This is a genomic window from Streptomyces sp. NBC_00704, from assembly GCF_036226605.1.
GTDB lineage: Bacteria > Actinomycetota > Actinomycetes > Streptomycetales > Streptomycetaceae > Streptomyces.
The window spans coordinates 5296135-5319212 of the sequence record NZ_CP109000.1 but is presented as its reverse complement, the minus strand read 5'-3'; the positions used below and the strand labels follow the sequence as shown (position 1 = coordinate 5319212).

Here is a 23078-nt window from a genome sequence, read left to right as displayed (position 1 = left end):
CTCCCCCGGTCACGCACCCGCCCGTCGTCCCTCGTCGTGGCGCGCGGGCCACGGCGGGGGACGACGGGGCTTGAGGCGGTCAGGTGGCGCGGCGAGGCTGGACGTCGTCCGGCGCGAGGACGATCTCGGCCCAGACCGTCTTGCGCGGGCGCAGCTCCGCGGCCCAGCCCCACCGGTCGGCGAGCGCCTCGACCAGCAGCAGCCCACGGCCGGACTCGGCGCAGGCGTCGGCTTCAGCGTCGGTGCCGGTGCCGGATTCGACGCCGGCGCAGGCGTCCCAACCGGAGTGCGGTGGACGCGGGGCACAGGGCGGACGGGGCGCGCGGTCGCCCGCCGTGTCGGTGACCTCGATGCGCAGCGTGTCCGCGATGACGTAGAGCGTGAGTCTGAAGTCCCGGCCGGGCACGCGCCCGTGGGTCACCGCGTTCGCCGCGAGTTCGGCGACGATCTGGCCGGCCGGGTCCACCGGCGCTCCCCAGGAGCGCAGTTGCTCGACGGCCAGCAGCCGGGCGAGGCGCGCTCCGCGAGGCGTGGGGGACAACCGCACGCTGAAGTTGCGGAAGTGCTGTCCGGGGAGCCGGGCGGGCGGCCGGGTCCCGGAGGAGACGGATTCCTGGATCACGTCACTCAGCGTGGCCGCTCACGCTTACCGTGAACAGTGACGAAGCCGTTGCGTACGGTGACTGTCCGGGTGCTGTCCGGGCATGTCGGAACTGTCGGCCCGGATGACGGAGGGGTGCGGGTGACGCAGGTGAACGGCAAGCCGGTCCAGCTCAAGGAGGAGGCGGACGAGCCGGGTTGGGAGGTGGACCCGGACGACGACTGGGGCGTCGCCGTCGTGGAGACCGTGGGGCGGCAGTTGAAACCGCGGCGCGAGGCCGTGGGGATGCGCGCGGCCGACTTCGGGCTGGCGGTCGGGTACGGCGAGGACCTCGTCTACAAGATCGAGAGCGGGAAGCGGATCCCCCGGCCCGAGTACCTGGACAAGGCCGACAGGGTCCTGGAAGCGGGCGGACTGCTGTCGGCGATGAAGGAGGACGTGAAGAAGGTCCGGTACCCGAAAAAGGTGCGGGATCTGGCGGCGATGGAAGCGAGGGCCGTCGAGATCGGGGTGTACGAGTGCAACAACATTCATGGACTGTTGCAGACTCCCGAGCATGCCCGCGCCTTGCTGGAATCCTGGCAGCCCGCCTATACGCCGGATGATGTGGAACGGCTGGTCGCAGCTCGCATGGCTCGCCAGTCCGTCTTCGAACGGTCACCCGCGCCCGCGCTGAGCTTCGTCCTGGAAGAGTCGACGCTGCGCCGCAGGGTTGGGGGCACAATGGTGAGGCGACAGCAGTTCGAACGCCTGCTACGGGTGGGGCGGTTGAACAACGTGACGCTTCAGGTGATGCCGTTGGACAGTGGTGCCCACTCCGGCCTCAGCGGCAGGATCGAGCTGCTGAAGTTCGAGGACGGCACAGGAGTAGGCCGTTCCGACGGAGCGTTCAGCGGCCGTCCGACGCCCGAGCCGAGGCAACTCCGCATCCTTGAGCTGCGCTACGGCACCATCCGGGCGCAGGCTCTCCGCCCGGGGGAGTCGCTGACCCTCATCGAGAAACTGCTGGGAGAGACATGATCCGCAAGCACGCCGCCGGGGGCTCATCCGAACCGGCCTGGTTCAAGAGCAGTTACAGCAGCGGGCCTGACGGTGAGTCCTGCGTGGAGATCGCCGTCGCCCGCACCACGGTCCGCGTCCGAGACTCCAGGCACGCCGCCGGGGGCTCATCCGAACCGGCCTGGTTCAAGAGCAGCTACAGCGACGGTACCGAGGGCGACTCCTGCGTGGAGATCGCCGCCGTCCCCGCCGCCGTCCACGTCCGCGACTCCAAGCACGCCGACGGCCCACGCCTCCGGCTCTCGCCGGAAGCCTGGGCCGACTTCGTGCCGTACGCCTCCGAGGGCTGACGGCGTCAGAACTTGATGCTGCCGATCATGCTCGCCACACTCGTCGTCAGATCGCTGATCGTGGGAGCGATCGTCGACGAGGCCAGGTAGAAGCCGAGCAGGATGCAGACGACGGCGTGACCGCCCTTCAGTCCCGACTTCTTGACCAGCAGGAAGACGATGATCGCCAGCAGCACCACCGCCGAAATCGAGAGTGCCACGGCGGCTCACCTCCAAGGACCCGGGAACGTGGGGACGACAGATCGAGGGAACTGGTACATCCATACATCGGCCAGCAGGTTCATACCCACTCAGCGCTAGTGATCATAACTATGTGTGGGCGCGCATCTCTCGGCGCACAGCCGCACAAGGGGGGAGCATGGCCAATATGGTCGGGGGATGACGACCGACTCCGGCTCCTTCCCCCGCAGGCACGCCCGCACCCAGCGTTTCACCCTCGGCGCGCCGCGTTCGTTCACGGTGGCCCCTGACGGCTCCCGGGTCGTGTTCCTTCGCTCCGGCTCCGGCACGGACCGTTCGGGCGCCCTGTGGGTCCTCGATCCGGCCGACGGCACGGAACGCCTCGCCGCCGACCCGGGCGCCCTGCTCGGCGGCGCTTCGGAGGACCTCTCGCCGCAGGAGCGGGCCCGCCGCGAACGCAGCCGCGAGGGCGGCGCCGGCATCGTCGGCTATGCCACCGACGATGCCGTCGAACTGGCCTCTTTCGCCTTGTCAGGGCGGCTTTTCACGGCCGAGCTGCGGGCCGGTACGGCTGCCGAACTCCCCGTCGCCGGGCCGGTCGTGGACCCCCGCCCCTCCCCCGACGGACGGCTCGTCGCGTACGCCTCGGGCGGCGCGCTGCGGGTGGTGGGCGCCGGGGGCGAGGACGACCGGGCGGTGGCGGAGCCGGAATCGGACACGGTCTCCTACGGGTTGGCCGAGTTCATCGCGGCCGAGGAGATGGGCCGTCTGCGGGGCTTCTGGTGGGCTCCGGAGTCGGACCGGCTGCTGGTGGCGAGGGTGGACGACACGCCGGTGCAGCGGTGGTGGATCGCGGACCCCGCCCAGCCGAAACGTGAGCCACAACACGTCGCCTATCCGGCTGCCGGGACGGCCAACGCGGAGGTGCGGCTGTTCGTGTTCGGGCTGGACGGGGTGCGCACGGAGGTCTCCTGGGACCGGGCGCGCTACCCGTATCTGGCGCGAGTGCACTGGTCAGGGGCGGGGGCCCCGCTGATCCTCGTACAGGCGCGCGACCAGCGCAGTCAGCTGTTCCTGGCGGTGGACACGGCGTCCGGGGCGACCCGCATGGTGCACGCCGACGAAGATCGGATTTGGCTGGAACTGTTCCCTGGCGTGCCGTGCTGGAGCCCGTCCGGGCAGCTGGTCCGGATCGCGGACGAGGGCGGGGCCCGGGTGCTCGCGGTGGGCGAACGTCCGCTCACCGGGGCGCAGTTGCATGTGCGGGCGGTGCTGGACGTGACGGCCGACGACGTGCTGGTCTCGGCCTCCGCCGGGGAGGACGCGAGCGCGCCGGAGATCGGCGAGGTGCACGTCTACCGCGTCAACGAGCTGGGCGTGGAGCGGCTCTCCGGGGAACCGGGCGTGCACTCGGCGGTGCGCTCGGGGCCGGTGACGGTCATGGTGTCGGCCACGCCGGACCGGCCGGGGAGCGTGGCGCGGGTGCTGCGCGAGGGGAAGCCGGTGGCGACCGTCCGGTCCCGCGCGGAGGATCCCGGTCTGTCCCCGCGGGTCACCTTCGTCGAGGGGGGCGCACGGCGTATCCCATGCGCCGTGCTCATGCCTACGGACTACCACGGTGACGCCCCTCTGCCGGTCCTGCTGGACCCGTACGGCGGGCCGCACGGACAGCGGGTGGTGGCCGCGCACAACGCGCACCTGACGTCGCAGTGGTTCGCCGACCAGGGCTTCGCGGTGATCGTCGCCGACGGCCGGGGGACGCCGGGCCGCTCCCCCGCCTGGGAGAAGGCGATCAAGGACGAGGTCGCCGCGGTCGCCTTGCAGGACCAGGTGGACGCCCTGCACGCACTCGCCGGCCGCTTCCCGCTCGATCTGGGCCGGGTGGCCGTGCGCGGCTGGTCCTTCGGCGGCTACCTGGCCGCCCTCGCGGCGCTGCGCCGCCCCGACGTCTTCCACGCGGCCGTGGTCGGCGCGCCGGTGACCGACCTGCGCCTGTACGACACGCACTACCAGGAACGCTACCTCGGCCACCCCGGGGAACACCCCGAGGTCTACCGGCGCAACTCGCTGATCGACGACGAGGGCCTGGTGGACGCCGTCGAGCCGGCCCGTCCGATGCTGATCATCCACGGTCTGGCGGACGACAACGTGGTGGTCGCCCACTCGCTGCGGCTGTCCTCGGCGCTGCTCGCCGCCGGCCGCCCGCACGAGGTGCTGCCCCTGTCCGGCGTGACCCACATGACCCCGCAGGAACAGGTCGCCGAGAACCTTCTGCACCTGCAACTGGACTTCCTGCGCCGCTCGCTGGGCCTCGCCCGCCCCTGACACGGGCAGCGGGCCGGGGCGACATGATCGCCCCGGCCCGCTCACGGCACCCGCACGGCCGTACGCTGTCGAGCCTGCCGCGTCCGTATATCGGAACCGGGTCGGCCGAGTTGCCTGCGTGTTAACGCGGTTGCGAGGCGGAAGCGCGGGTGTGCGGCGCGGGTCAGCTCTCCCCCGGCTCCGGCGGCACCACCTGCTTCTCCTCGGCGAAGTGGCAGGCCGAGGCGTGGGCCTCGGGGCCACTGGCGTGACGGAACTGCGCCGGGACGGCAAGCGCCGGGACCTCCAGCGCGCAGCGCTCCTGCGCCTTCCAGCAGCGGGTGCGGAACCGGCAGCCGGAGGGGATGTTCGTCGGGGACGGCACGTCGCCGGTCAGGATGATCCGCTCCCGGTGCTCGCGCGCCTGCGGGTCGGGCAGCGGGACCGCGGAGAGCAGGGCCTGGGTGTAGGGGTGGGTGGGGTGGTCGTAGATCTCCGCGTCGCGGCCGATCTCCACGATCCGGCCGAGGTACATCACCCCGACCCGGTCCGAGATGTGCCGGACGATCGACAGGTCGTGGGCGATGAACAGGTAGGACAGGTCGAACTCGCTCTGCAGCCGGTCCATCAGGTTGATCACCTGCGCCTGGACCGACACGTCCAGCGCCGACACGGGCTCGTCGGCGACGATGACCTCCGGGCGCAGGGCCAGCCCGCGCGCGATGCCGATGCGCTGGCGCTGGCCGCCCGAGAACTGGTGCGGATAGCGGTTGATGTACTCGGGGTTGAGGCCGACGACGTCCAGCAGGTCCTGGACCTTGCGGCGCCGGTCGCCCTTGGGGGCCACCTCGGGGTGGATCTCGTACGGCTCCCCGATGATGTCGCCGACCGTCATGCGCGGGTTGAGCGAGGTGTACGGGTCCTGGAACACCATCTGGATGTTGCGGCGGACGGCCTTCAGCGCCCGCCCGGACAGCTTGGTGACGTCCTCGCCCTTGTAGCGGATCTGCCCCTGCGTGGGCCGCTCCAGGTTGACCAGCATCTTGGCGACGGTCGACTTGCCGCAGCCGGACTCCCCCACGATGCCGAGGGTCTCGCCCCGGCCGAGCGTGAAGTCGACGCCGTCGACGGCCTTCACCGCGCCGACGTGCTTGCGAAAGACGATCCCCCGCGTCAGCGGGTAGTGCTTGTGCAGCCCGCTGACCTCCAGAATCGGCTCAGCCATGCAGGCACTCCCTCCAGAAGTGGCACGCGCTCGTGCGGTCCGCGGGCAGGTGGTCCACCCCGGCGGCACCGGCTGCCCCGGGCGCCTCGGTGACCTCGTACAGCGGCGGCACGTCCGTGCGGCACACGTCCTGGGCCATGGGGCAGCGCGGGTTGAAGGCGCAGCCCGGCGGGATGTTCATCAGGTTGGGCGGCAGGCCCTTGATGGCGTACAGCTCCTGGCCCTTCTGGTCCAGGCGCGGGATCGAGTCGAGCAGGCCGCGGGTGTACGGGTGGGCCGGGGCCTTGTAGATGTCGTGGACCGGCGCGGACTCCACGATCCGGCCCGCGTACATCACGGCGATGCGGTCGGCGACGTCCGCGACGACGCCCAGGTCGTGGGTGATGAGGATCAGGCCCATGTGGTACTCGCGCTGGAGTTCCGCGAGCAGCTCCATCACCTGGGCCTGGACCGTGACGTCCAGGGCGGTGGTGGGCTCGTCGGCGATGATGAGCGCCGGCTCCAGGGCCATCGCCATCGCGATCATGATGCGCTGGCGCATGCCGCCGGAGAACTGGTGCGGGTAGTCCCGGACGCGTTCGCGGGCGCCCGGGATCCGGACCCGGTCCATCAGCTCGACGGCCCTGGTCCGCGCGTCCTTCCTCGACATCCCGCGGTGCACGACGAACATCTCGCCGAGCTGGTCGCCGACCGACAGCACGGGGTTCAGGGACGACAGGGCGTCCTGGAAGATCATCGCCATCTCGGCCCCGCGGACCTTGCGGCGCTCGTCCTCCTTGAGGGTGAGCAGGTCCCGGCCCCGGAAGACGATCTCGCCGGAGGTGATCCGGCCGGGCGGCATGTCGAGGATGCCCATGATCGCCTGGGCGGTGACGGACTTGCCCGAGCCGGACTCGCCGAGCACGGCGAGGGTCTCGCCCGCGTCCACGCCGTAGCTGACGCCGTTGACGGCCCGGGCGATTCCGTCCCGGGTGCGGAACTCCACGTGCAGGTCGCGCACTTCGAGCAGCATCCGGCCGTCACCTCAGCTTCGGGTCGAGGGCGTCGCGGACCGCGTCGCCGAGCATGATGAACGCCAGGACCGTGAGGGCCAGGGCGCCCGAGGGCCACAGCAGGGCGTGCGGGGCGTTGCGGATGTAGGGGGACGCGGCGGAGATGTCGATGCCCCAGGAGACCGTCGGCGGCTTCAGGCCGACGCCCAGGTAGGACAGCGTCGCCTCCAGCGCGATGTACGTGCCGAGCGCGATGGTCGCCACGACGATCACGGGGGCGACCGCGTTCGGGGTGATGTGACGCAGCAGGATGCGGGAGTTGGAGGCGCCCAGGGCGCGGGCCGCCTGCACGTAGTCGTGCTGCTTGGCCGTGATCACCGAGCCGCGGGCGATGCGCGAGATCTGCGGCCAGCCGAGCAGCACCATGAACCCGATGACGGGCCAGACGGTGTTGCTGGTCACCACGGACAGCAGGACCAGGCCGCCGAGGACGACCGGGATGGCGAAGAAGATGTCGGTGATGCGGGACAGGACCGAGTCCCCCGCCCCGCCGAAGAACCCGGCGAGACCGCCCAGCACGCTGCCGAGCAGGGCCACGCCGAGCGTGGCCAGGACGCCGACCGTGACGGACGTACGGGCGCCGTAGACGACGCGGGTGTAGACGTCGCAGCCCTGGCCGTCGAAGCCGAACGGGTGGCCCGGCTGGGAGCCCTCCTGGGCCTTGGCGAGGTCGCACTTGAGGGGGCTCAGCCAGGTGATGGAGCCGGGCCACAGGGAGATGAAGACCAGGAAGAGGATGACCAGGGCGGAGATGATGAAGACGGGGTTGCGGCGCAGGTCGCGCCAGGCGTCGGACCACAGCGACCTGGCCTGTTCGGCCGCGCCGCCGTCGGCGTCCCGCGGCCCCGCGCCCGGCGGGCCGTCCGGCGTCCGTTCCAGGGTCTCGCCCTCCGCCGTGGCCAGGTCCATCGCCCCGCCCATGCCGGTGTCGGCGATGGCGCCCTCCCGCGGAGTGCGGCCCGCACCCGGCACACGGTCCTCGGGCGGAGTCGGCTCAGGCATAGCGGATCCTCGGGTCGAGTACGGCGTACAGGAGGTCGACGAGCAGGTTGGCCACCAGGAAGACCAGCACGAGGACGGTCACGAAGCCGACGACGGTCTGCGTGTTCTGGCGGAGGATGCCCTGGTAGAGCTGGAAGCCGACGCCGTGGATGTTGAAGATGCGCTCGGTGACGATCGCGCCGCCCATCAGGGCGCCGATGTCGGTCCCGATGAACGTCACCACCGGGATGAGGGAGTTGCGCAGCAGGTGCCGGGTGACGACCCGGCGGCGGGGCAGCCCCTTGGCGACGGCCGTGCGGACGTAGTCGGACCGCTTGTTCTCGGCGATCGAGGTGCGGGTCAGCCGGGTGACGTACGCCAGGGACACGGAGGCCAGCACCAGGCCCGGCACGATCAGTTCGCCGAAGGTCGCCTCCGTGGAGACCGACGGCTTGATCCAGCCCCACTCGACGCCGAGCAGCAGTTGCAGCAGCAGGCCGGTGACGAAGGTGGGGACGGAGATGACCACCAGGGTGAGCAGCAGCACCCCGGTGTCGACGGGCCGGCCCCGGCGCAGCCCCGTCACGACGCCCAGCACGATGCCGACGACGATCTCGAAGAGGATCGCCACGATCGTCAGCCGGATGGTGACCGGGAACGCCGACGCCATCAGCTCGGTGACCGGCTGGCCGTTGAACGCCGTGCCGAAGTCTCCGGTGAAGACGTTCCCCATGTAGGTCAGGTACTGCTGCCAGACCGGCTTGTCGAGGCCGAACTCCTTCTCGAGCTGGGCGGCGGTGGCCGGGTCGCACTGCCGGTCGCCGCACAGGCCCGCGATGGGGTCGCCCATCACGTTCACCATCAGGAAGATCAGCAGCGTGGCCCCGATGAAGACCGGGATCATCTGGAGCAGACGCCGGATCACATACCGGCCCATGGCGGGTCAGCCGACCTTGATCTCGTTGTAGACCGGGACGGAGAACGGGTTGAGCTTGACGTTGGAGAGCCGCTCGGAGTAGCCGGCGCTGCCGTTCTGGTACCACAGCGGGATCGCGGCCATGTTGTCGCGGACGACCTCCTCGGCCTTCTGGAAGGTCTCCACGGCCTTGGCGGTGTCGGTCTCGGCGTTGGCCTGGTTGACGAGCGAGTCGAACTGCTTGTTCGACCACTTGCCGTCGTTGGAGGAGGCGTTGGTGTAGTAGAGCGGCTGGAGGAAGTTCTGGATCAGGGGGTAGTCCATCTGCCACCCCGCCCGGAACGGGCCGCTCATCTTCCGCTGGCCGATCTGGGTGCGGAAGTCGGCGAAGGTGCCGACCGGGTTGCCGACGCAGGCCTTGTCGTTGTCCAGGGCGTTGTTGATGGAGTTGCAGACCGCGTCCACCCACTGCTTGTGCGATCCGGTGTCCGCGTTGTACGTGATCTTGACCTGGCCGCCGGGGAGGCCGCCGCCCTCCTTGATGAGCTTCTTCGCCTCCGCGGGGTCGTAGTCGCAGGCGTCCCCGCAGAGGCCGTCCTGGAAGCCGCCCTCCTTGCCGAGCACCGGGGAGGTCCAGTCGGTGGCGGGGGTGCGGGTCTTCTGGAAGATCGTCTCGGTGATCTGCTTGCGGTCGATCGCACGGGACAGACCGGTGCGGACCTTGGCCGAGCCCGCGGTGTTCCACTTCGGGTCGTAGAACGGGAAGGCGAGGGTCTGGATGATGCCGGCCGGGGTGTTGAGGTAGCGGCCGCCCAGGTCGGCCTTGACGTTCTTGAGCTGGGCCGCGGGCACGTCGTCGACCAGGTCGAGGTTGCCGGCCAGCAGGTCGGTGTAGGCGGTGTTGTTGTCGGTGTAGACCTTCAGGGTCACGCCGCCGTTCTGCGCCTTGTCGTCGCCCGGGTAGCCGTCCCACTTCTTCAGGACCATCTGGGAGCCCTTGGTGTAGGACTCGATCGTGTAAGGGCCGTTCCCGACCGGCTTCTTCAGCCAGCCGGCGTGGTCGCTGAAGAACGCCTGGGGCAGCGGCGCGTACGCGGGGTAGCCCAGGGTGTCGGGGAACGTGGAGAACTTCTGCGAGAGCTTGACGGTGAAGGTCTTGTCGTTCACCACCTTCAGGCCGGAGAGGGTGTCGGCGCTCTGCTTGCCCGACTCGGGGTGCACCTGGTCGTAGCCGTCGATGTACTGGAAGAAGTAGGCGTTCTTCTGGTTGTTCTTCAGGCTCGCGCCGTAGTTCCAGGCGTCCACGAAGGACTTCGCCGTGACCTTCTCGCCGTTGCTGAACGTCCAGCCGTCCTTGACGGTGACGGTGAAGTTCTGGGAGTCCGTGGTGTCGATCTTCTGGGCCAGCATGTCCTCGGCCGCGCCGGTCTCCGGGTTGTACCTCTTCAGGCTGCGGAAGATCATGTCGAGGACCTTGCCGCCCTGCACCTCGTTGGTGTTGGCCGGCTCCAGCGGGTTCTGCGGGTCCCCCCAGGAGGAGCTGAGCACCGCGCCGCCGTCGCTGCTCCCGCTGTCGCTCCCCCCGCCGCCGCAGGCCGTCGCCGTGAGCGCTGCCGCCGCCGCCAACGCGGCCCACCTGGCGTGCGTGGCTCCACGCATGGATGCCTCCTCCTCGACCGCGCGCCTGTCCTGAGCGGCGAGCTGCCGCCGGCGCCGGAAATCTGATCCTTTGCCAGTCAATATCCGCACATTGCCTAGACGGTGCACCCTCACCACACCCGTACGGGTTGTGTCGGCACCTGAAAGACCGCCACCCGAACGACCCGGCTGGACCGTTCGGGTGGCGTCGAACGCACGCGGAGAAAAGGGGCCGGCCCCGCGGGAGCGGGAGGACCCGGAGGACCGCGCGGGGCCGAGGGCGCGGGAAGGGCGAGAGGGCCGCGAGGAGCGGAGGGGCGGGAGACCCGGGAGGGGCGGGAGACCCGGCAGGGGCGGGAGACCCGGCAGGGGCGGAGACCCGGCAGGGGCCGAGACCCGGCAGGGGCGGGAGAACCAGGAGGGGCCGGAGGACCCGGAGGACCCAGAAGGGGCGGAAAACGGGGACGTCCCGTGCCTTCGCGGCACGGGACGTCCGGGAGCGGTCGGCGGGGCCGTTCAGCGGGGCGGGGCCTTGAAGACCACGTGCACCGCGCCGTACGGCGACAGCGAGATCAGCAGGTTCGACGACAGGGCCGCCGCCAGCCGCTCCAGCAGCGGCAGCGTGGGCACCCCGCGGCCGTGCTCCAGCCGCGACAGCGCCCCCTGGGACATTCCCGCCTGCGCCGCGAGGCGTTCCTGGGTCAGCCCCAGCTCCAGGCGCCTGGCCCGCACGGCCGCCCCGAAGGGCCTTCCGAGCCACTCGCCCGGCACCGGGTGTCCGGCGCCGGGTTCTCTGCGATGCGTCACAGCCAACACTTCGTCACTCTCCCCGTTCGTCACTGCGGTCGGCGCCCCGCGTACGCCGTAAGGGGTCCGCGGGGCGCTCTGCCGATCAGGACCGGCGCCCGCGGTGGCCGGTTCCGGGGTTGGGGAAGACTTGAGGTGCGCCTGTCATACCGCGTGACACATGACGTTCCCCGGTGAGACCTTCCTCACGACATACAGCCCGAGTGATGGTGACGAATCGCGCGGAAGCGGCCGAACCGCCTCTCCGGGCGCCCTCCCGCGCGGCCGTCCGCACGCTTTGCCCGGCATCGTTCCCCGGCTGTCAACAGCCGGGGGCGAACAGGCCCGGCGGGCCTGCCCGGCGCGCCGGTTGTACTTCGCCGGCGCCCGGCACATTCTGGCGTCGCGCTTCGGTGATCACCGTCCGACCGACCGTCACATTCCGGCCGGCCGGGCCTCTCACGGGGGTTCTGGTGAGTACGTCGAGACCGCCTGGAGCGCACACAGGCAGCCCGGCGCGAGCCGTCTGCCGACTTACTCACTCGAAGGGAAAAGTACGTGCGGAAGATCGCAAGTACCCTGATCACCACCGCCGTCGTCGCCGGCGGCATCGTGGGCGGCGTGGCCGCGCCCGCCTCGGCCGCGTGCGCGCCGAACCCGGGGACCGGCTACCACATCACCAACAAGTCCACGGTGAGCAAGCCGACCAACCTGCACAGCGACTGGATGTACGACAACCTCGGCGGCAACCTCACCTACAACCACACGGCGACGGCCACGGTGAGCGCCAGCGGCACGGCGGGCGTCACGGCCGAGGCCGGGGTCATCTTCGCGAAGGCGAGCACGTCGTTCAGCGTGACCGTCGGCAAGACGTGGTCGAAGGCCAGCAGCTGGACCTACTCGATCCCGGCGAAGAACAAGGCCGGCAAGACCAAGGTCCGCATGACGATGTTCCACGAGTCGAAGAAGTTCAAGGCCACGAAGTTCACGTACTACTACGACGGCCACTGCAAGTACCACGAGAGCACCAAGTGGGCCAAGTGGTTCACCGCCCCGGTGAAGAAGAACGCCAACGTCTGGGGCCTGGAGTGGAAGTAGCGTGACGCGAGCGGCCCGCCGGGACTCCCGGCGGGCCGCTCTCCTGTGTGCGGACGCGCCGCCCGGCGGGTCACCCCGCGTGGACGACGTCCTTCTCCTCGGCGAAGTGGCAGGCCGACTCATGCGCGGCCGGCGTGTCCACGCCCTTGAAACGCTCGGGAACGGCCAGGAGAGGGGTCTCCTCGGCGCACTTGTCCTGGGCCTTCCAGCAGCGGGTGCGGAAGCGGCAGCCGGACGGCGGGTTCGCCGGCGACGGCACGTCACCGGTGAGGATGATCCGCTCGCGGCCCTCGCGGGCGTCCGGGTCGGGCACCGGGACCGCGGACAGCAGCGCCTGCGTGTACGGGTGCGTCGGGTGCTCGTAGATCTGCTCGTCGGAGCCGATCTCGGCGAGCCGGCCGAGGTACATCACGCCGACCCGGTCCGAGATGTGCCGGACGATCGACAGGTCGTGCGCGATGAAGACGTAGGAGAGGTTGAACTCGTCCTGCAGTCGCTCCATCAGGTTGATGACCTGGGCCTGGACGGACACGTCCAGAGCGGAGACCGGCTCGTCGCAGATGATGACCTCGGGGTTGAGCGCCAGGCCGCGGGCGATGCCGATGCGCTGACGCTGACCGCCCGAGAACTGGTGCGGGTAGCGGTTGATGTACTCCGGGTTCAGACCGACGACGTCCAGCAGCTCGCGCACGCGCTTCCTGCGGTCGCCCTTGGGGGCCACCTCGGGGTGGATGTCGAAGGGCTCGCCGATGATGTCGCCGACCGTCATGCGCGGGTTGAGCGACGTGTACGGGTCCTGGAAGATCATCTGGATGTTCCGGCGGACCGCCTTCAGGGCCCGCCCGGACAGCTTGGTGATGTCCTGGCCCTTGTAGAAGACCTCGCCGGCCGTCGCCTTCTCCAGGTTCATCAGAACCTTGGCGACGGTCGACTTGCCGCAGCCGGACTCGCCCACGATGCCCAGGGTCTCGCCCTGGTACAGGTCGAAGGAGATGCCGTCGACGGCCTTCACCGCGCCGACCTGCCGCTTGACGATGATGCCCTGCGTCAGCGGGAAGTGCTTGACGAGGTTGCGCACCTGGAGGATCGGCTCGCCCCGCCCGACGGGCGTGTCGAGGGCGGCGACCTTCTCCTCCACCGAGTGCACGTCGGCGACCTCCAGCTCGGAGACGTTGGGCGTGGCGTCCCCGGGCTCGGTGGCCTTGGTCGTGTCAGCCATGGATCGTCTCCTTCCAGAAGTGGCACGCGCTGGCGCGGCCGGGCAGTGCCGTCCCGTCCCGCTCGGTCACCTGGACCAGCGCCGGAACGTCCGTGCGGCACACGTCCTGCGCGCGGTCGCAACGGGGGTTGAAGGCGCAGCCGTGCGGCACCTTCAGCAGGTTGGGCGGCAGGCCCCTGATCGCGTAGAGCTCCTGGCCCTTCTGGTCCAGACGCGGGATCGAGTCGAGCAGACCGCGCGTGTAAGGGTGGGCGGGGCGCTTGTACAGCTCGTGCACCGGCGCGGTCTCCACGATCCGGCCCGCGTACATCACCGCGATCTTGTCGGCGACGTCCGCGACCACACCGAGGTCGTGGGTGATGAGGATGAGCCCCATCCGGTACTCGCGCTGCAACTCCGCGAGCAGGTCCATCACCTGGGCCTGGACGGTCACGTCGAGGGCCGTGGTCGGCTCGTCGGCGATGATCAGGTCCGGCTCCAGGGCGAGCGCCATGGCGATCATGATGCGCTGGCGCATACCGCCGGAGAACTGGTGCGGGTAGTCGTTCACCCGTGCCGCGGCCGCCGGGATCTTCACCCGGTCCATCAGTTCCACGGCCTTGGCCTTGGCGTCCTTGCGGGACATCCCCTGGTGGACGCGGAACATCTCACCGAGCTGGAAGCCCACGCTGAGCACGGGGTTGAGCGAGGACAGCGCGTCCTGGAAGATCATCGCGATGCGCGCACCGCGGATCTTGCGCCGCTCCTCCTCGGACATGGCGAGCATGTCCCGGCCGTGGAAGCGGATCTCGCCCTGGGGGATGCGGGCCGGCGGCATGTCGAGGATGCCCATGATGGCCTGGGCCGTCACGGACTTGCCCGAGCCGGACTCGCCGAGCACGGCGAGGGTCTCGCCGGAGTTCACGGAGTAGTTGACCCCGTTGACGGCCCGGACGACGCCCTCGCGGGTGTCGAACTCGACGTGCAGGTTCCGCACGTCGAGAAGCGGGCCGGTGCTCTCGCCGTCACGCGGAGCCGGGACGGCGTCTGTCTGATCGATGATGGTCACGTACGCCTCCCTCAGCGCATCTTGGGGTCGAAGGCGTCGCGCACCACGTCGCCGAGCATGATGAACGCCAGCACGGTGATGCTCAGGGCGCCGGCCGGGAACAGCAGTGCGTGCGGCGAGGTCAGGAACCGGTCCTGGGCGTCGCTGATCATCAGACCCCACGAGATGTTGGGGTACTGGATGCCGATGCCCAGGTAGGACAGGGCGGCCTCGGCGGCGATGTAGACGCCCAGGTTCATGGTGGTGATGACGATGACGGGGGCGAGCGTGTTCGGCAGGATGTGCCGGAACGCGATCCGCCCGGGACCCGCGCCGAGCGCGCGGGCGGCCGCCACGTAGTCGTTGTACTTGTTGGAGATGACCTCGCCGCGCATGATGCGGAAGACCTGGGGCCAGCCGAGGATCGCCAGGATGAACGACACCGACCACACGTCGCCGCCGCCCCAGATCGACATGATCAGCAGACCGCCGACGAGCAGCGGCAGCGCCGAGAAGACCTCGGTGATGCGGGACAGCAGGGCGTCGATCCAGCCGCCGACGAGACCGGCCATCATGCCCACCAGGCCGCCGATCAGCGTCGTGGCGATGGTGGTCACCATGCCCACGATGATCGAGTTGCGGGCGCCGTACACGGTCCGCGTGTAGATGTCGCAGCCCTGGACGTCGTAGCCGAACAGGTGGCCCGAGGTGGGCGGCGTCATCGAGTTCTGGAGCTGGCAGAAGCCGTCCGAGAACGGGGACCGCGCCGTGAACATGCCGGGGGCGACCGCCAGTGCGACCAGGAACACGATGACGATCCCCGACACGATGAACATCGGGCGTTTGCGCAGGTCGGCCCAGCCGTCCTTGAGCAGGCTCGCCTGACGTGCCGCCGCCTTCTCGTCGGCCTCGATCTCCTTGGCGAGGGCGGCCTCGTCGGTGGTCGGCCTCTCTATCGTCTTCTCACTCATAGCGGATCCTCGGGTCGAGCACGGCGTACATCAGGTCGACGAGCAGGTTCGCGACCAGGTAGATGAGCACCAGGAGGGTGACCAGTCCGACGACGACGGGACGCTCCCGCAGATAGACGGACTGGGCCAACTGCTGGCCGATGCCGGGCATGTTGAACACGCGCTCGGTGATGATGGCGCCGCCCATGAGCGCGCCGAGGTCGAAGCCCAGGAAGGTGACGACCGGGATCAGCGAGTTGCGCAGGGCGTGCAGGCCGATGACCCGGCGCTGCGGCAGACCCTTGGCGACCGCCGTGCGCACGTAGTCGGCGCGGATCGACTCCGTCATGCTCGCGCGGGTGAGGCGGGCGATGTAGGCCATCGAGGTCGTGGCCAGCACGATCGCCGGAAGGATGTAGCTCTGCGGCCAGCCGTGTTCGATGCCGGCCACCGGCGTGATCTTGAGGTTCACGCCGAACTCGAGCTGGAGCACGCTGCCCAGGACGAAGACGGGGATCGAGATCAGCACCAGGGTGGAGATCAGCACCACGTTGTCGATGAACTTGCCGCGCTTCAGCGCGGCGAAGATGCCCGCCAGGATGCCGATGACCGCCTCGAAGGCGAAGGAGGTCAGCCCCAGCTTCAGAGTGACGGGGAACCGCTGCGACACGAGGTCGGAGACGGCACGCCCGTTGTACGACTCACCGAGGTCACCGGTGAAGACGCCGCTGATGTAGTGCCAGTACTGCATGTACAGCGGCTGGTTGAGGTGGTAGTGGTCGCGCAGGATCGCCGCGATGTTCGGGTCGGCGCGCTTGTCGCCGGCCAGTGCCTGGATCGGGTCGCCGGGCAGAGCGAAGACCAGGCAGAAGATGATGAACGTGACGCCAATCGCCACAGGGATTACCTGCAGGAGGCGGCGCACGACGTATCGGCCCATCGGTACTCCAGAGGGGGGTGCTCGACCCGCCCGCTGCCGGGAAGGCGGCACTGTCGGACGGGAGACGGCAGAAGGGGTGAGCAGGGGAAGGCTGGTGACCCGCCCCCCTGCTCACCCTGTTCCGCTGTGTTTCGGAACTGCTCAGACTCGGGTCAGCTGAGCTTGACCGTGTCCCACAGGATCTGGTGACCGGCGACCTTCATCGACTTGATCTTGTCGCTGAAGCCCGCGTTCATCGTGTAGAAGTACACCGGGATGTACGGCAGGTCCTTGAGCAGGACGTCGTCCGCCTGCTGGTACAGCTTCACGGCCTCTTCGTGCGTCTGGGCCTGGTCGGCCTTGACGAGGAGCTTCTCGAAGTCCTCGTTGACGTAGCCCGAGTAGTTGGAGCCGTTGGCGATGGCGTCCTTGGAGAAAACCGGGCGCAGGTAGTTCTCCGCGTCCGGGTAGTCCATGCTCCAGGCCATCCGGAAGGCGCCGCTGTACTTCTTGGCGTCCAGGTCGTTCAGGATCGTCTGGAACTGCTCGAACGGCTTGGCCGTCACCTTGACGCCCAGGTTCTGCTGGATCTGGTTGGCGACCGCCTCGACCCAGTCCTTGTGACCGCCGTCGGCGTTGTAGCCGATCTCCAGCGTGTTGCCGGGCAGCCCGCCGCTCTTCTTGTACAGCTCCTTGGCCTTCGCCGGGTTCAGCGTGCAGGCCTCACCGCAGGCGCCCTTGCGGTAGCCGTCGATGATGGGGCTGATGTAGTCGTCGGCCGGGGTACGGGCGCCGAGGAAGATCTTGTCGGAGATCGTCTTCCGGTCGATCGACATCGAGATGGCCTTGCGCAGATCCGGGTTCTGGAAGGCCTTGTTGTACTTGACCGGGAAGCCGATGTAACCGACGGCCGAGTCGGGCTCGTCGAGCGTGCGGTTCGGCAGGTCCTTCTTGTACGTGGGCAGCCCCGAGGTCGGGATCGTCAGCAGGCTGTCGAGGTTGCCGGCGACGAGGTCCTTGTAGGCGGTGTCCAGGTTCGAGTAGATCTTGAAGTTGACGCCCTTGACCTCGATCTTCGAGGCGTCCGGGTACTTGTCGTACTTCGTGGTGCTGATCGCCTCGTTGTGCTTGAACTTGCCCTTCATCTCGAAGGGGCCGTTGCCGATCGGGGCCTCGCCGAAGCCCTTGGGGTCCTTGAAGAACGCCTTCGGCAGCGGGACGAACGCGGTGAAGGAGAGCTGCGAGGGGAACGCGGAGAACGCGCCGGTCAGGGTGACCTGGATGGTGTCCTCGCCCACGGCCTTCAGACCGGAGAGCTTGTCGGTCGTGGGCTTCTTGCCCTCGCCCGGGTTCAGGTCGCTGTAGCCCTGGATGTGGCTGAACAGCGGGTTGGTCTGCTGCGCGTTGGTCTGGTTCGCGCCGTAGTTCCAGGCGTCGATGAAGGACTGGGCGGTGACCTTCTCGCCGTTGTGGAAGGTGTAGCCCGACTTCAGCTTGATCGTCCACACCTTGTTGTCGGTGGAATCGATCGACTGCGCCATCGCGTTGACGACCTTGTTGCTGGCGTCAAGCTTGGTCAGACCCGTGAAGAGGGCGTTGATGACCTGGCCGCCCTCGGTCTCGTACGTGTTGGTGGGGACCAGGCTGTTCTGCGGTTCGCCGATCTCCACCGACACGGTGCCGTCGCCCTTGGCCGAGCTGCCCGAGTCACCGCCACCGCCACAGGCCGTCGCACCCAGCGCCACAACGGCGGCTATCGCAACCCACTTGGCGCTCTTGGCACCACGCATGGGGCTCCTCCTCATGAGTCCATTGGTTCACCGCATGAAGGGGCACATGACACCACCGTCACCGGTGCCTGAAACAGTCAGGTGCCCCCCGGGCTCGCGAGTCGCCGCAGCTGCAGCGCGTGACCCGTTCATTCCGAGCTCTACGCGCCTAACTATCTGCCATGGGCGTAGAGCGAACCACACCCCAAAGGTCTCGGTTCGATCACACCTGATGTGTACTTCTTCCAAAATCCGGACAAACGGCTAGCAGAAAGATCCCTGCGAAACGGACTTGTTACACATCTATCGGGGATCACTGTCCGCATTGCGGACAGCCGGGAGGGGAAATTCACTTGCCTCCCGGTCGGCCATGTGCATCGGCCGTGCCGACCCACCCGCGACGGGGCGTCCGGAGACACACGGAGGCGCGCTCGAAGCCGCGCAGACCCACCGTTCACACAGCAGGCTAGTAGGCAAAGGCCCTTCGAGCGGACTCCATGACCAGGATGAAGGGTTTTCCCTACGTGTTCCTTACGACAGGGCCCGGCCCCTCGGCCCGTGCCCCGACCCGTGCAGCATCCATGCGCCGGCCGAACACCGGACGCGCACAGTGGTGACTCACGTGGTTCGAGGTACGGGGGTACGGCATGGAAATCCAGTTGCTGGGCTGCGTGGAGGCCCGCGCCCACTCCGGCGGCAAACTGCCGCTTCCGCACGGCACCAAGCTGCTGCTGACGGCGCTGGCCTGGACCCCGGGCGCCTTCGTCGCCGACGAGACGCTGATCGAGCGGGTGTGGCAGGAGCGCCGGCCGATGCATCCGCGCGACGCGCTCTACATCCAGGCCACCCGGCTGCGCAAAGCGCTGGGGGCCGACGGGGAGCGGGCCGGCGGCTTCGAACTGGCCCGCAGGCGGGGCGGGTACGTCCTCGCCGTCGACGAGCGGTCCGTGGACACCGGCCGCTTCCGCGCCCTCGTCCGGCAGGCACGGCACACCGCCCGCGCCGGCCGGACGGACGACGCCCTCGACCTGTACGCGCGGGCCCTGGAACTGTGGCGCGGCGAGCCGCTGTCCGACGTGCGCACGCCCTGGGCGGAGTCGGCGCGCACGGCCCTGCGGCGAGAGCACCGGGACGCGCTGATCGGCAGCGCCGAGCTGTCCCTGCACGCGGGGCGGCACGAGGAGTGCCTGCCGCAGTTGCACTGGCTCGCCGAGATGCACCCCTTCGACGAGAAGGTCGCCGCTCTGCTGATGCTCGCCCTGCACCGCGGCGGACGCCAGGCGGACGCGCTGGACTGCTTCCGGCTGCTGCGCATGCGGATGGTCGATCTGCTGGGCTGCGAGCCGGGCCCGGACCTGCGGTCCCTCCAGGAGCGCATCCTCGCCCGCGACCCCCGGCTCGGGCTCGGCGGCGTCGGCAGCGCGTACGCCGCGTCCGCCTGAGCGGCCGCGCCCCCGGACGCGGTCAGCCGTCGAAGTGCTCGGTCAGATAGAGGGTGAGGCGGGACTCCGCGTCCTGGGGCAGCTCGCGGTGCCGGTGCCCCGCCAGGCGGCTCGCAGGCACCCCGGCCCCGGCCCGCACGCCGATCGCCGCGTACAGCGCCTCGGCGCCGGCCCGTGCGGTGCGGGCCGGCCCGGCGTCGCCGAGCGCCTCGTGAGCGGCGGCCAGGGCCGCGAGGGCGTGCGCGTGCAGCAGGCGCTGCCCGGAGGCCTCGGCCAGGACGACGGCCCGGCCCGCCTCGTCCCTGGCCCTGACCGGGAGCGGATCCGCCCCGTCCGCGCCGGGGTCGGCGCGTTCACTCTCGTCAACATGTCCGCCAACGTCCGCATTTGCGCACTTTTCCGGGTCGGTGTCCAGGAGCGTGAGGGCGGTGGTGAGGTGGATACGGGGCAGGGCGAGAGGCGTGCCGTCGGTGGCGAGGCCCTCGGCGCGCTCCAGGCAGTCCAGGGCGTCGGCGGGACGGCCCTGGGCGCGGGCCAGGTCGGCGCGGGCCAGCAGCACCTCGACCAGGCCCGCCCGGTGTCCGGTGCGCTCGGCCGTCTCGAAGGCGGTGTCGAGGTGTTCGGCCGCCTCCTCGGCGCGGCCCGCCCGCAGTTTCACCGAGGCGATCCCGACCAGGCTGTCGACCTGGCAGTTGCGGTTCTCGACCCGGCGGGAGACGGCGAGGGCGTCCTCGTAGGCGAGGAGCGCGCGGTCGTCCCGGCCGGCGTCGGCGCGGACCCGGCCCAGCGCCTCCAGGGCCACCGCCTCCGTATAAGTGGAGCCCGAGTCGCGCGAGACGAGGAAGCAGGTGCGCAGCGCCGCCGCCGCCTCGTCGAACCGGGCCTGCCGCTGCCGCACCTGCGCGAGGCTGACGAGCGCCATCGCCCGGTTGTGGTGGACCGTGTCGCCGACCAGGTCGAGGGCGGCGCGGGCCGCCTCCTCGGCCGCGTCCAGCCGCCCCAGCGCCAGGTTGAGGGACGCCGTGTTGATCAGCATGATCTCCTCGTTCTTGACGTTCCCCAGGGTGCGGTAGAGGGCGAGCGCCCGGTCGTAGCAGGGCAGTGCGCGGCGCAGCTCGCCGAGGAGCTTGAGGGTGACGCCCTTGCCCTGGAGGCTGCCGGCCTCGCCGTACGCCCAGCCCGCCCGGCGGGCCAGCTGCTCCCCCTCCTCGTACTCGGCCAGCGCGCCCCGCAGGTCGCCGTTGCGCCAGCGGGCGCTGCCCAGGGACAGGCACATGGAGGCCTGGCCGACCTCGTCCCCGTGGCGGGCGGCCACCTCCCGGGCGAGGGTGGCCAGCCGCATCCAGTCGGAGAGCGGCCGGCGGTGGTGGAACAGGTCCTGCAACGCGTCCACCAGCCACCACACGAACGGCGCGGGCCCGTGCTCGGCGGCGTGTCCGACGGCGGCCGCGATGTCGTCCCACTCGCCGTCGAACCAGGCGTACGCCTCCTCGGCCGTGGCGAACTCCCGCGGCAGCGAGCCCTCGACGGGGCCGGGGCGGGTGCGCATGACGTACAGGCCCGCCGTGGCGGCGGCGTTGACGACGCTCTGCAGATAGTGGTCGAGGACGCGGGTGACGGCGGCCTCCCGCTCCTCGGGGGAGTCCTCGGCGAGCGTGCGGTCGCGGGCGTACTCGTGGACGAGGTCGTGCCACGCGGGGCGGCCGTGCTCGACGTCGCGCAGCAGGTGCACGCGCTGGGCCAGCCGCAGCCGGTCGGCCAGGTCGCGTTCGCCGGTACCGGCGGCAGCGGCGGCCGCCGGGACCGACCGGCCGGTGCCGGGCAGCGTGCCGAGGCGGCGGAAGGCCAGCCGGGCGTCCTCGGGCAGCGTCCCGTACGACAGGTCGAGCGCGGCCCGCACGGCGACGGACTCCTCCCCCTCGACGTGCAGCCGGGCCAGACGTCCCCGGTCGGCGAGGTCGCGCACGTAGGCCCGGATACTGCCTGGCCGGTCGCCGATCCAGGAGCCCGCGACGCACAGGGCGAGCGGCAGGTGGTCGCAGAGTTCGACGAGCCGGGTCGCGGCCTCCGGATCGGCGGCGACGGCCTCGGCGCCGACCGCGCCGCTGATCAGCTCCAGCGCTGCCGCGCTGTCGAGGACGTCGCAGGAGACCCGGTAGCCGCCGTCGAGGGTGACCAGGCCGCTGAGCTTGTCGCGGCTCGTCACCAGCGTGAGCGAGCCGGCCGACGCGGGCAGCAGCCGCCGGACGTGGGAGGCGTCGGCCACGTCGTCCAGGACGACCAGCACCCGGCGGTCCGCCAGCAGCGTCCGGTACAGCGCGGTCTGCGCCTCCGCGCCCAGCGGGATGTCGCGCGGGGCGCAGCCCAGTCCTTGCAGCAGCAGCGGCAGCGCCTCGTCCGGGGTCATCGGCTCGGCGTTGTCGAAGCCCCGCATGTCCAGGAAGAGCTGGCCGTCGGGGAAGCGGTCGGCGACCCGGTGGGCCCAGTGCAGCGCGAGGGCGCTCTTGCCGACGCCCGCCGGCCCCACGATGAGGGCGAGGGGTTCGCCGTCGCGCAGACAGGAGTCGAGACGGCCGAGTTCGCGGTCACGGCCGACGAAACGGCGTGGGGCGGGCGGAAGTTGGCGCGGCACGGGTCGCTCGGGGGCGGCGGCGGCCGACGGCTGTGCCCCCGAGGGGGAGAGCGGCCGCGGGTGCGCCGGTGAGGGCGACGGCGGCCAGGACCGGGACTGCGGGGGACGGGCGCCGGGAGCGCCGGTGAGGACGCCGCCGGGCCTGCCGTCGCCCAGCAGGCGCTGGTGCAGGTCCCTGAGGTCGACGGAGGGTTCCATGCCCAGTTCGTCCACCATGCGCCGGCGCAGCGCGGCGTACAGCTCCAGCGCCTCGGCGCTGCGGCCGTCCTGGTGCAGGGCGGCCATCAGCAGGCCGTGCGGGCGTTCGCGCAGCGGGTGGGCGGCGGTCAGCCGCAGCAGTTCGGCGATGGCCTGCCGGTGCCGGCCGGTCTCGATCTCCGCCTCGGCGACGCTTTCGCGGGCCACCAGGTGCAGTTCGCCGAGCCGTTGGCGCTCGGCCTCGCGCACGGCGACCCCCGGGAGGTCGGCCAGCGGCTCGTCCCGCCACAGCTCCAGGGCCTCCTCCCCGCAGCGCCGTGCCGTCCGCCAGTCGCCGTCGGCGGCGGCCCGCGAGCCGGCCCTGACGAGGTTCTCGAAGGCGAGCAGGTCGAGTTCGGCCGGACCGGCGTGGATGACGTAGCCGGGGCGACGGGTCGTCAGCAGGCCCGTCCCCGAAGGCCCGAGAGCGCGCCGCACCTCGGCGACGAGGGCCCGGACGCGGGCCGCGCCGGCGCCGGGCGGGCGGTCGTCCCACAGGCACTGGATCAGCCGGTCGACGGAGACGACCTGGTTGGCGTGGAGCAGGAGGACCGCGCACAGCGCCCGTTGGCGTCCGGTGAGCGAGACGGCCCGTCCGTCGATCTCGATGTCCAGGGGTCCGAGCAGACGGAAACGGAGCCGTGGGGTGAGCATTGACAGAACGTAGTCCAGCGGCGACGGCCGAGCAACGCGGGGCTTCGCCGACGCGAATCCGCGGGCCTCCCGGGGTCGGATTCCGGCCAACCGGGGACG

The 23078-nt window shown here is 70.4% G+C and carries 19 protein-coding genes; 5 read left to right on the top strand and 14 right to left on the bottom strand.

Annotated features, from left to right (window positions below):
* Positions 1 to 79: 79 nt before the first annotated feature.
* Positions 80 to 619 (bottom strand): ATP-binding protein, encoded by a 540-nt coding sequence (locus tag OG802_RS23225; protein WP_329417326.1) that lies wholly within the window; start codon positions 617 to 619, stop codon positions 80 to 82.
* Positions 620 to 751: 132 nt separating this feature from the next.
* On the opposite strand from OG802_RS23225, the gene OG802_RS23220 reads away from it, so the two are divergent.
* Positions 752 to 1621, top strand: a complete 870-nt coding sequence (locus tag OG802_RS23220) for a helix-turn-helix domain-containing protein (RefSeq protein WP_329417324.1) — start codon at positions 752 to 754, stop codon at positions 1619 to 1621.
* Positions 1618 to 1950, top strand: coding sequence for a DUF397 domain-containing protein (locus OG802_RS23215; protein ID WP_329413294.1), 333 nt, complete (start codon positions 1618 to 1620; stop codon positions 1948 to 1950). Before OG802_RS23220 ends, OG802_RS23215 begins: the two co-directional genes overlap by 4 nt.
* A 5-nt stretch (positions 1951 to 1955) precedes the next feature.
* Here the strand turns inward: OG802_RS23215 and OG802_RS23210 are convergent, their stop codons facing one another.
* A complete protein-coding gene (locus tag OG802_RS23210) occupies positions 1956 to 2150 on the bottom strand; it encodes a hypothetical protein (RefSeq protein ID WP_020127941.1) in 195 nt (64 codons plus the stop codon).
* Positions 2151 to 2328: 178 nt separating this feature from the next.
* Between OG802_RS23210 and OG802_RS23205 the strand changes: the two genes are divergently transcribed.
* A complete protein-coding gene (locus tag OG802_RS23205) occupies positions 2329 to 4455 on the top strand; it encodes a S9 family peptidase (protein ID WP_329413291.1) in 2127 nt (708 codons plus the stop codon).
* A gap of 163 nt (positions 4456 to 4618) precedes the next feature.
* Here the strand turns inward: OG802_RS23205 and OG802_RS23200 are convergent, their stop codons facing one another.
* From OG802_RS23200 to OG802_RS23175, 6 genes are all read right to left on the bottom strand, one after another.
* Positions 4619 to 5659: an ABC transporter ATP-binding protein gene (locus tag OG802_RS23200; protein WP_329413290.1), complete on the bottom strand. Its 1041-nt coding sequence runs from the start codon at positions 5657 to 5659 to the stop codon at positions 4619 to 4621.
* Entirely contained in the window at positions 5652 to 6671 is a 1020-nt protein-coding gene (locus tag OG802_RS23195) for an ABC transporter ATP-binding protein (protein WP_329413288.1), read from the bottom strand. The genes OG802_RS23200 and OG802_RS23195 overlap by 8 nt, the downstream gene beginning before the upstream one ends.
* Positions 6672 to 6678: 7 nt before the next feature.
* On the bottom strand, positions 6679 to 7713 hold the full coding sequence (locus OG802_RS23190) for an ABC transporter permease (protein WP_329413286.1): 1035 nt from the start codon (positions 7711 to 7713) through the stop codon (positions 6679 to 6681).
* Positions 7706 to 8629 (bottom strand): ABC transporter permease, encoded by a 924-nt coding sequence (locus OG802_RS23185; protein WP_329413284.1) that lies wholly within the window; start codon positions 8627 to 8629, stop codon positions 7706 to 7708. The genes OG802_RS23190 and OG802_RS23185 overlap by 8 nt, the downstream gene beginning before the upstream one ends.
* A 6-nt stretch (positions 8630 to 8635) precedes the next feature.
* Positions 8636 to 10267: a peptide ABC transporter substrate-binding protein gene (locus tag OG802_RS23180; RefSeq protein WP_329413281.1), complete on the bottom strand. Its 1632-nt coding sequence runs from the start codon at positions 10265 to 10267 to the stop codon at positions 8636 to 8638.
* 495 nt (positions 10268 to 10762) lie between these two features.
* Positions 10763 to 11053, bottom strand: coding sequence for a helix-turn-helix domain-containing protein (locus OG802_RS23175; protein WP_329413280.1), 291 nt, complete (start codon positions 11051 to 11053; stop codon positions 10763 to 10765).
* 537 nt (positions 11054 to 11590) lie between these two features.
* On the opposite strand from OG802_RS23175, the gene OG802_RS23170 reads away from it, so the two are divergent.
* A complete protein-coding gene (locus tag OG802_RS23170) occupies positions 11591 to 12130 on the top strand; it encodes a hypothetical protein (protein WP_329413278.1) in 540 nt (179 codons plus the stop codon).
* 70 nt (positions 12131 to 12200) lie between these two features.
* On the opposite strand, the gene OG802_RS23165 is transcribed toward OG802_RS23170, so the two are convergent.
* The 5 genes from OG802_RS23165 to OG802_RS23145 form a co-directional block, all read right to left on the bottom strand.
* Positions 12201 to 13349, bottom strand: a complete 1149-nt coding sequence (locus OG802_RS23165) for an ABC transporter ATP-binding protein (protein ID WP_329413276.1) — start codon at positions 13347 to 13349, stop codon at positions 12201 to 12203.
* Entirely contained in the window at positions 13342 to 14397 is a 1056-nt protein-coding gene (locus OG802_RS23160) for an ABC transporter ATP-binding protein (RefSeq protein WP_329413274.1), read from the bottom strand. The genes OG802_RS23165 and OG802_RS23160 overlap by 8 nt, the downstream gene beginning before the upstream one ends.
* Positions 14398 to 14408: 11 nt before the next feature.
* On the bottom strand, positions 14409 to 15347 hold the full coding sequence (locus tag OG802_RS23155) for an ABC transporter permease (protein ID WP_329413273.1): 939 nt from the start codon (positions 15345 to 15347) through the stop codon (positions 14409 to 14411).
* Positions 15340 to 16266: an ABC transporter permease gene (locus OG802_RS23150; protein ID WP_329413271.1), complete on the bottom strand. Its 927-nt coding sequence runs from the start codon at positions 16264 to 16266 to the stop codon at positions 15340 to 15342. The genes OG802_RS23155 and OG802_RS23150 overlap by 8 nt, the downstream gene beginning before the upstream one ends.
* A gap of 152 nt (positions 16267 to 16418) precedes the next feature.
* Positions 16419 to 18035 (bottom strand): peptide ABC transporter substrate-binding protein, encoded by a 1617-nt coding sequence (locus OG802_RS23145; protein ID WP_329413269.1) that lies wholly within the window; start codon positions 18033 to 18035, stop codon positions 16419 to 16421.
* Between the two features lie 626 nt (positions 18036 to 18661).
* On the opposite strand from OG802_RS23145, the gene OG802_RS23140 reads away from it, so the two are divergent.
* A complete protein-coding gene (locus OG802_RS23140) occupies positions 18662 to 19456 on the top strand; it encodes an AfsR/SARP family transcriptional regulator (RefSeq protein WP_329413267.1) in 795 nt (264 codons plus the stop codon).
* A 22-nt stretch (positions 19457 to 19478) separates the two neighbouring features.
* Here OG802_RS23140 and OG802_RS23135 read toward each other — a convergent pair whose 3' ends face one another.
* Positions 19479 to 22979, bottom strand: a complete 3501-nt coding sequence (locus OG802_RS23135; protein WP_329413265.1) for an AfsR/SARP family transcriptional regulator — start codon at positions 22977 to 22979, stop codon at positions 19479 to 19481.
* Positions 22980 to 23078: the final 99 nt, after the last annotated feature.

What these genes read in the sequence shown, in the direction of transcription:
- OG802_RS23155 (WP_329413273.1), bottom strand. Translation starts at nt 15,347, where the DNA reads ATGAGTGAGAAGACGATAGAGAGGCCGACCACCGACGAGGCCGCCCTC.
- OG802_RS23205 (WP_329413291.1), top strand. Translation starts at nt 2,329, where the DNA reads ATGACGACCGACTCCGGCTCCTTCCCCCGCAGGCACGCCCGCACCCAG.
- OG802_RS23185 (WP_329413284.1), bottom strand. Translation starts at nt 8,629, where the DNA reads ATGGGCCGGTATGTGATCCGGCGTCTGCTCCAGATGATCCCGGTCTTC.
- OG802_RS23190 (WP_329413286.1), bottom strand. Translation starts at nt 7,713, where the DNA reads ATGCCTGAGCCGACTCCGCCCGAGGACCGTGTGCCGGGTGCGGGCCGC.
- OG802_RS23195 (WP_329413288.1), bottom strand. Translation starts at nt 6,671, where the DNA reads ATGCTGCTCGAAGTGCGCGACCTGCACGTGGAGTTCCGCACCCGGGAC.
- OG802_RS23145 (WP_329413269.1), bottom strand. Translation starts at nt 18,035, where the DNA reads ATGCGTGGTGCCAAGAGCGCCAAGTGGGTTGCGATAGCCGCCGTTGTG.
- OG802_RS23215 (WP_329413294.1), top strand. Translation starts at nt 1,618, where the DNA reads ATGATCCGCAAGCACGCCGCCGGGGGCTCATCCGAACCGGCCTGGTTC.
- OG802_RS23200 (WP_329413290.1), bottom strand. Translation starts at nt 5,659, where the DNA reads ATGGCTGAGCCGATTCTGGAGGTCAGCGGGCTGCACAAGCACTACCCG.
- OG802_RS23150 (WP_329413271.1), bottom strand. Translation starts at nt 16,266, where the DNA reads ATGGGCCGATACGTCGTGCGCCGCCTCCTGCAGGTAATCCCTGTGGCG.
- OG802_RS23135 (WP_329413265.1), bottom strand. Translation starts at nt 22,979, where the DNA reads ATGCTCACCCCACGGCTCCGTTTCCGTCTGCTCGGACCCCTGGACATC.
- OG802_RS23140 (WP_329413267.1), top strand. Translation starts at nt 18,662, where the DNA reads ATGGAAATCCAGTTGCTGGGCTGCGTGGAGGCCCGCGCCCACTCCGGC.
- OG802_RS23165 (WP_329413276.1), bottom strand. Translation starts at nt 13,349, where the DNA reads ATGGCTGACACGACCAAGGCCACCGAGCCCGGGGACGCCACGCCCAAC.
- OG802_RS23180 (WP_329413281.1), bottom strand. Translation starts at nt 10,267, where the DNA reads ATGCGTGGAGCCACGCACGCCAGGTGGGCCGCGTTGGCGGCGGCGGCA.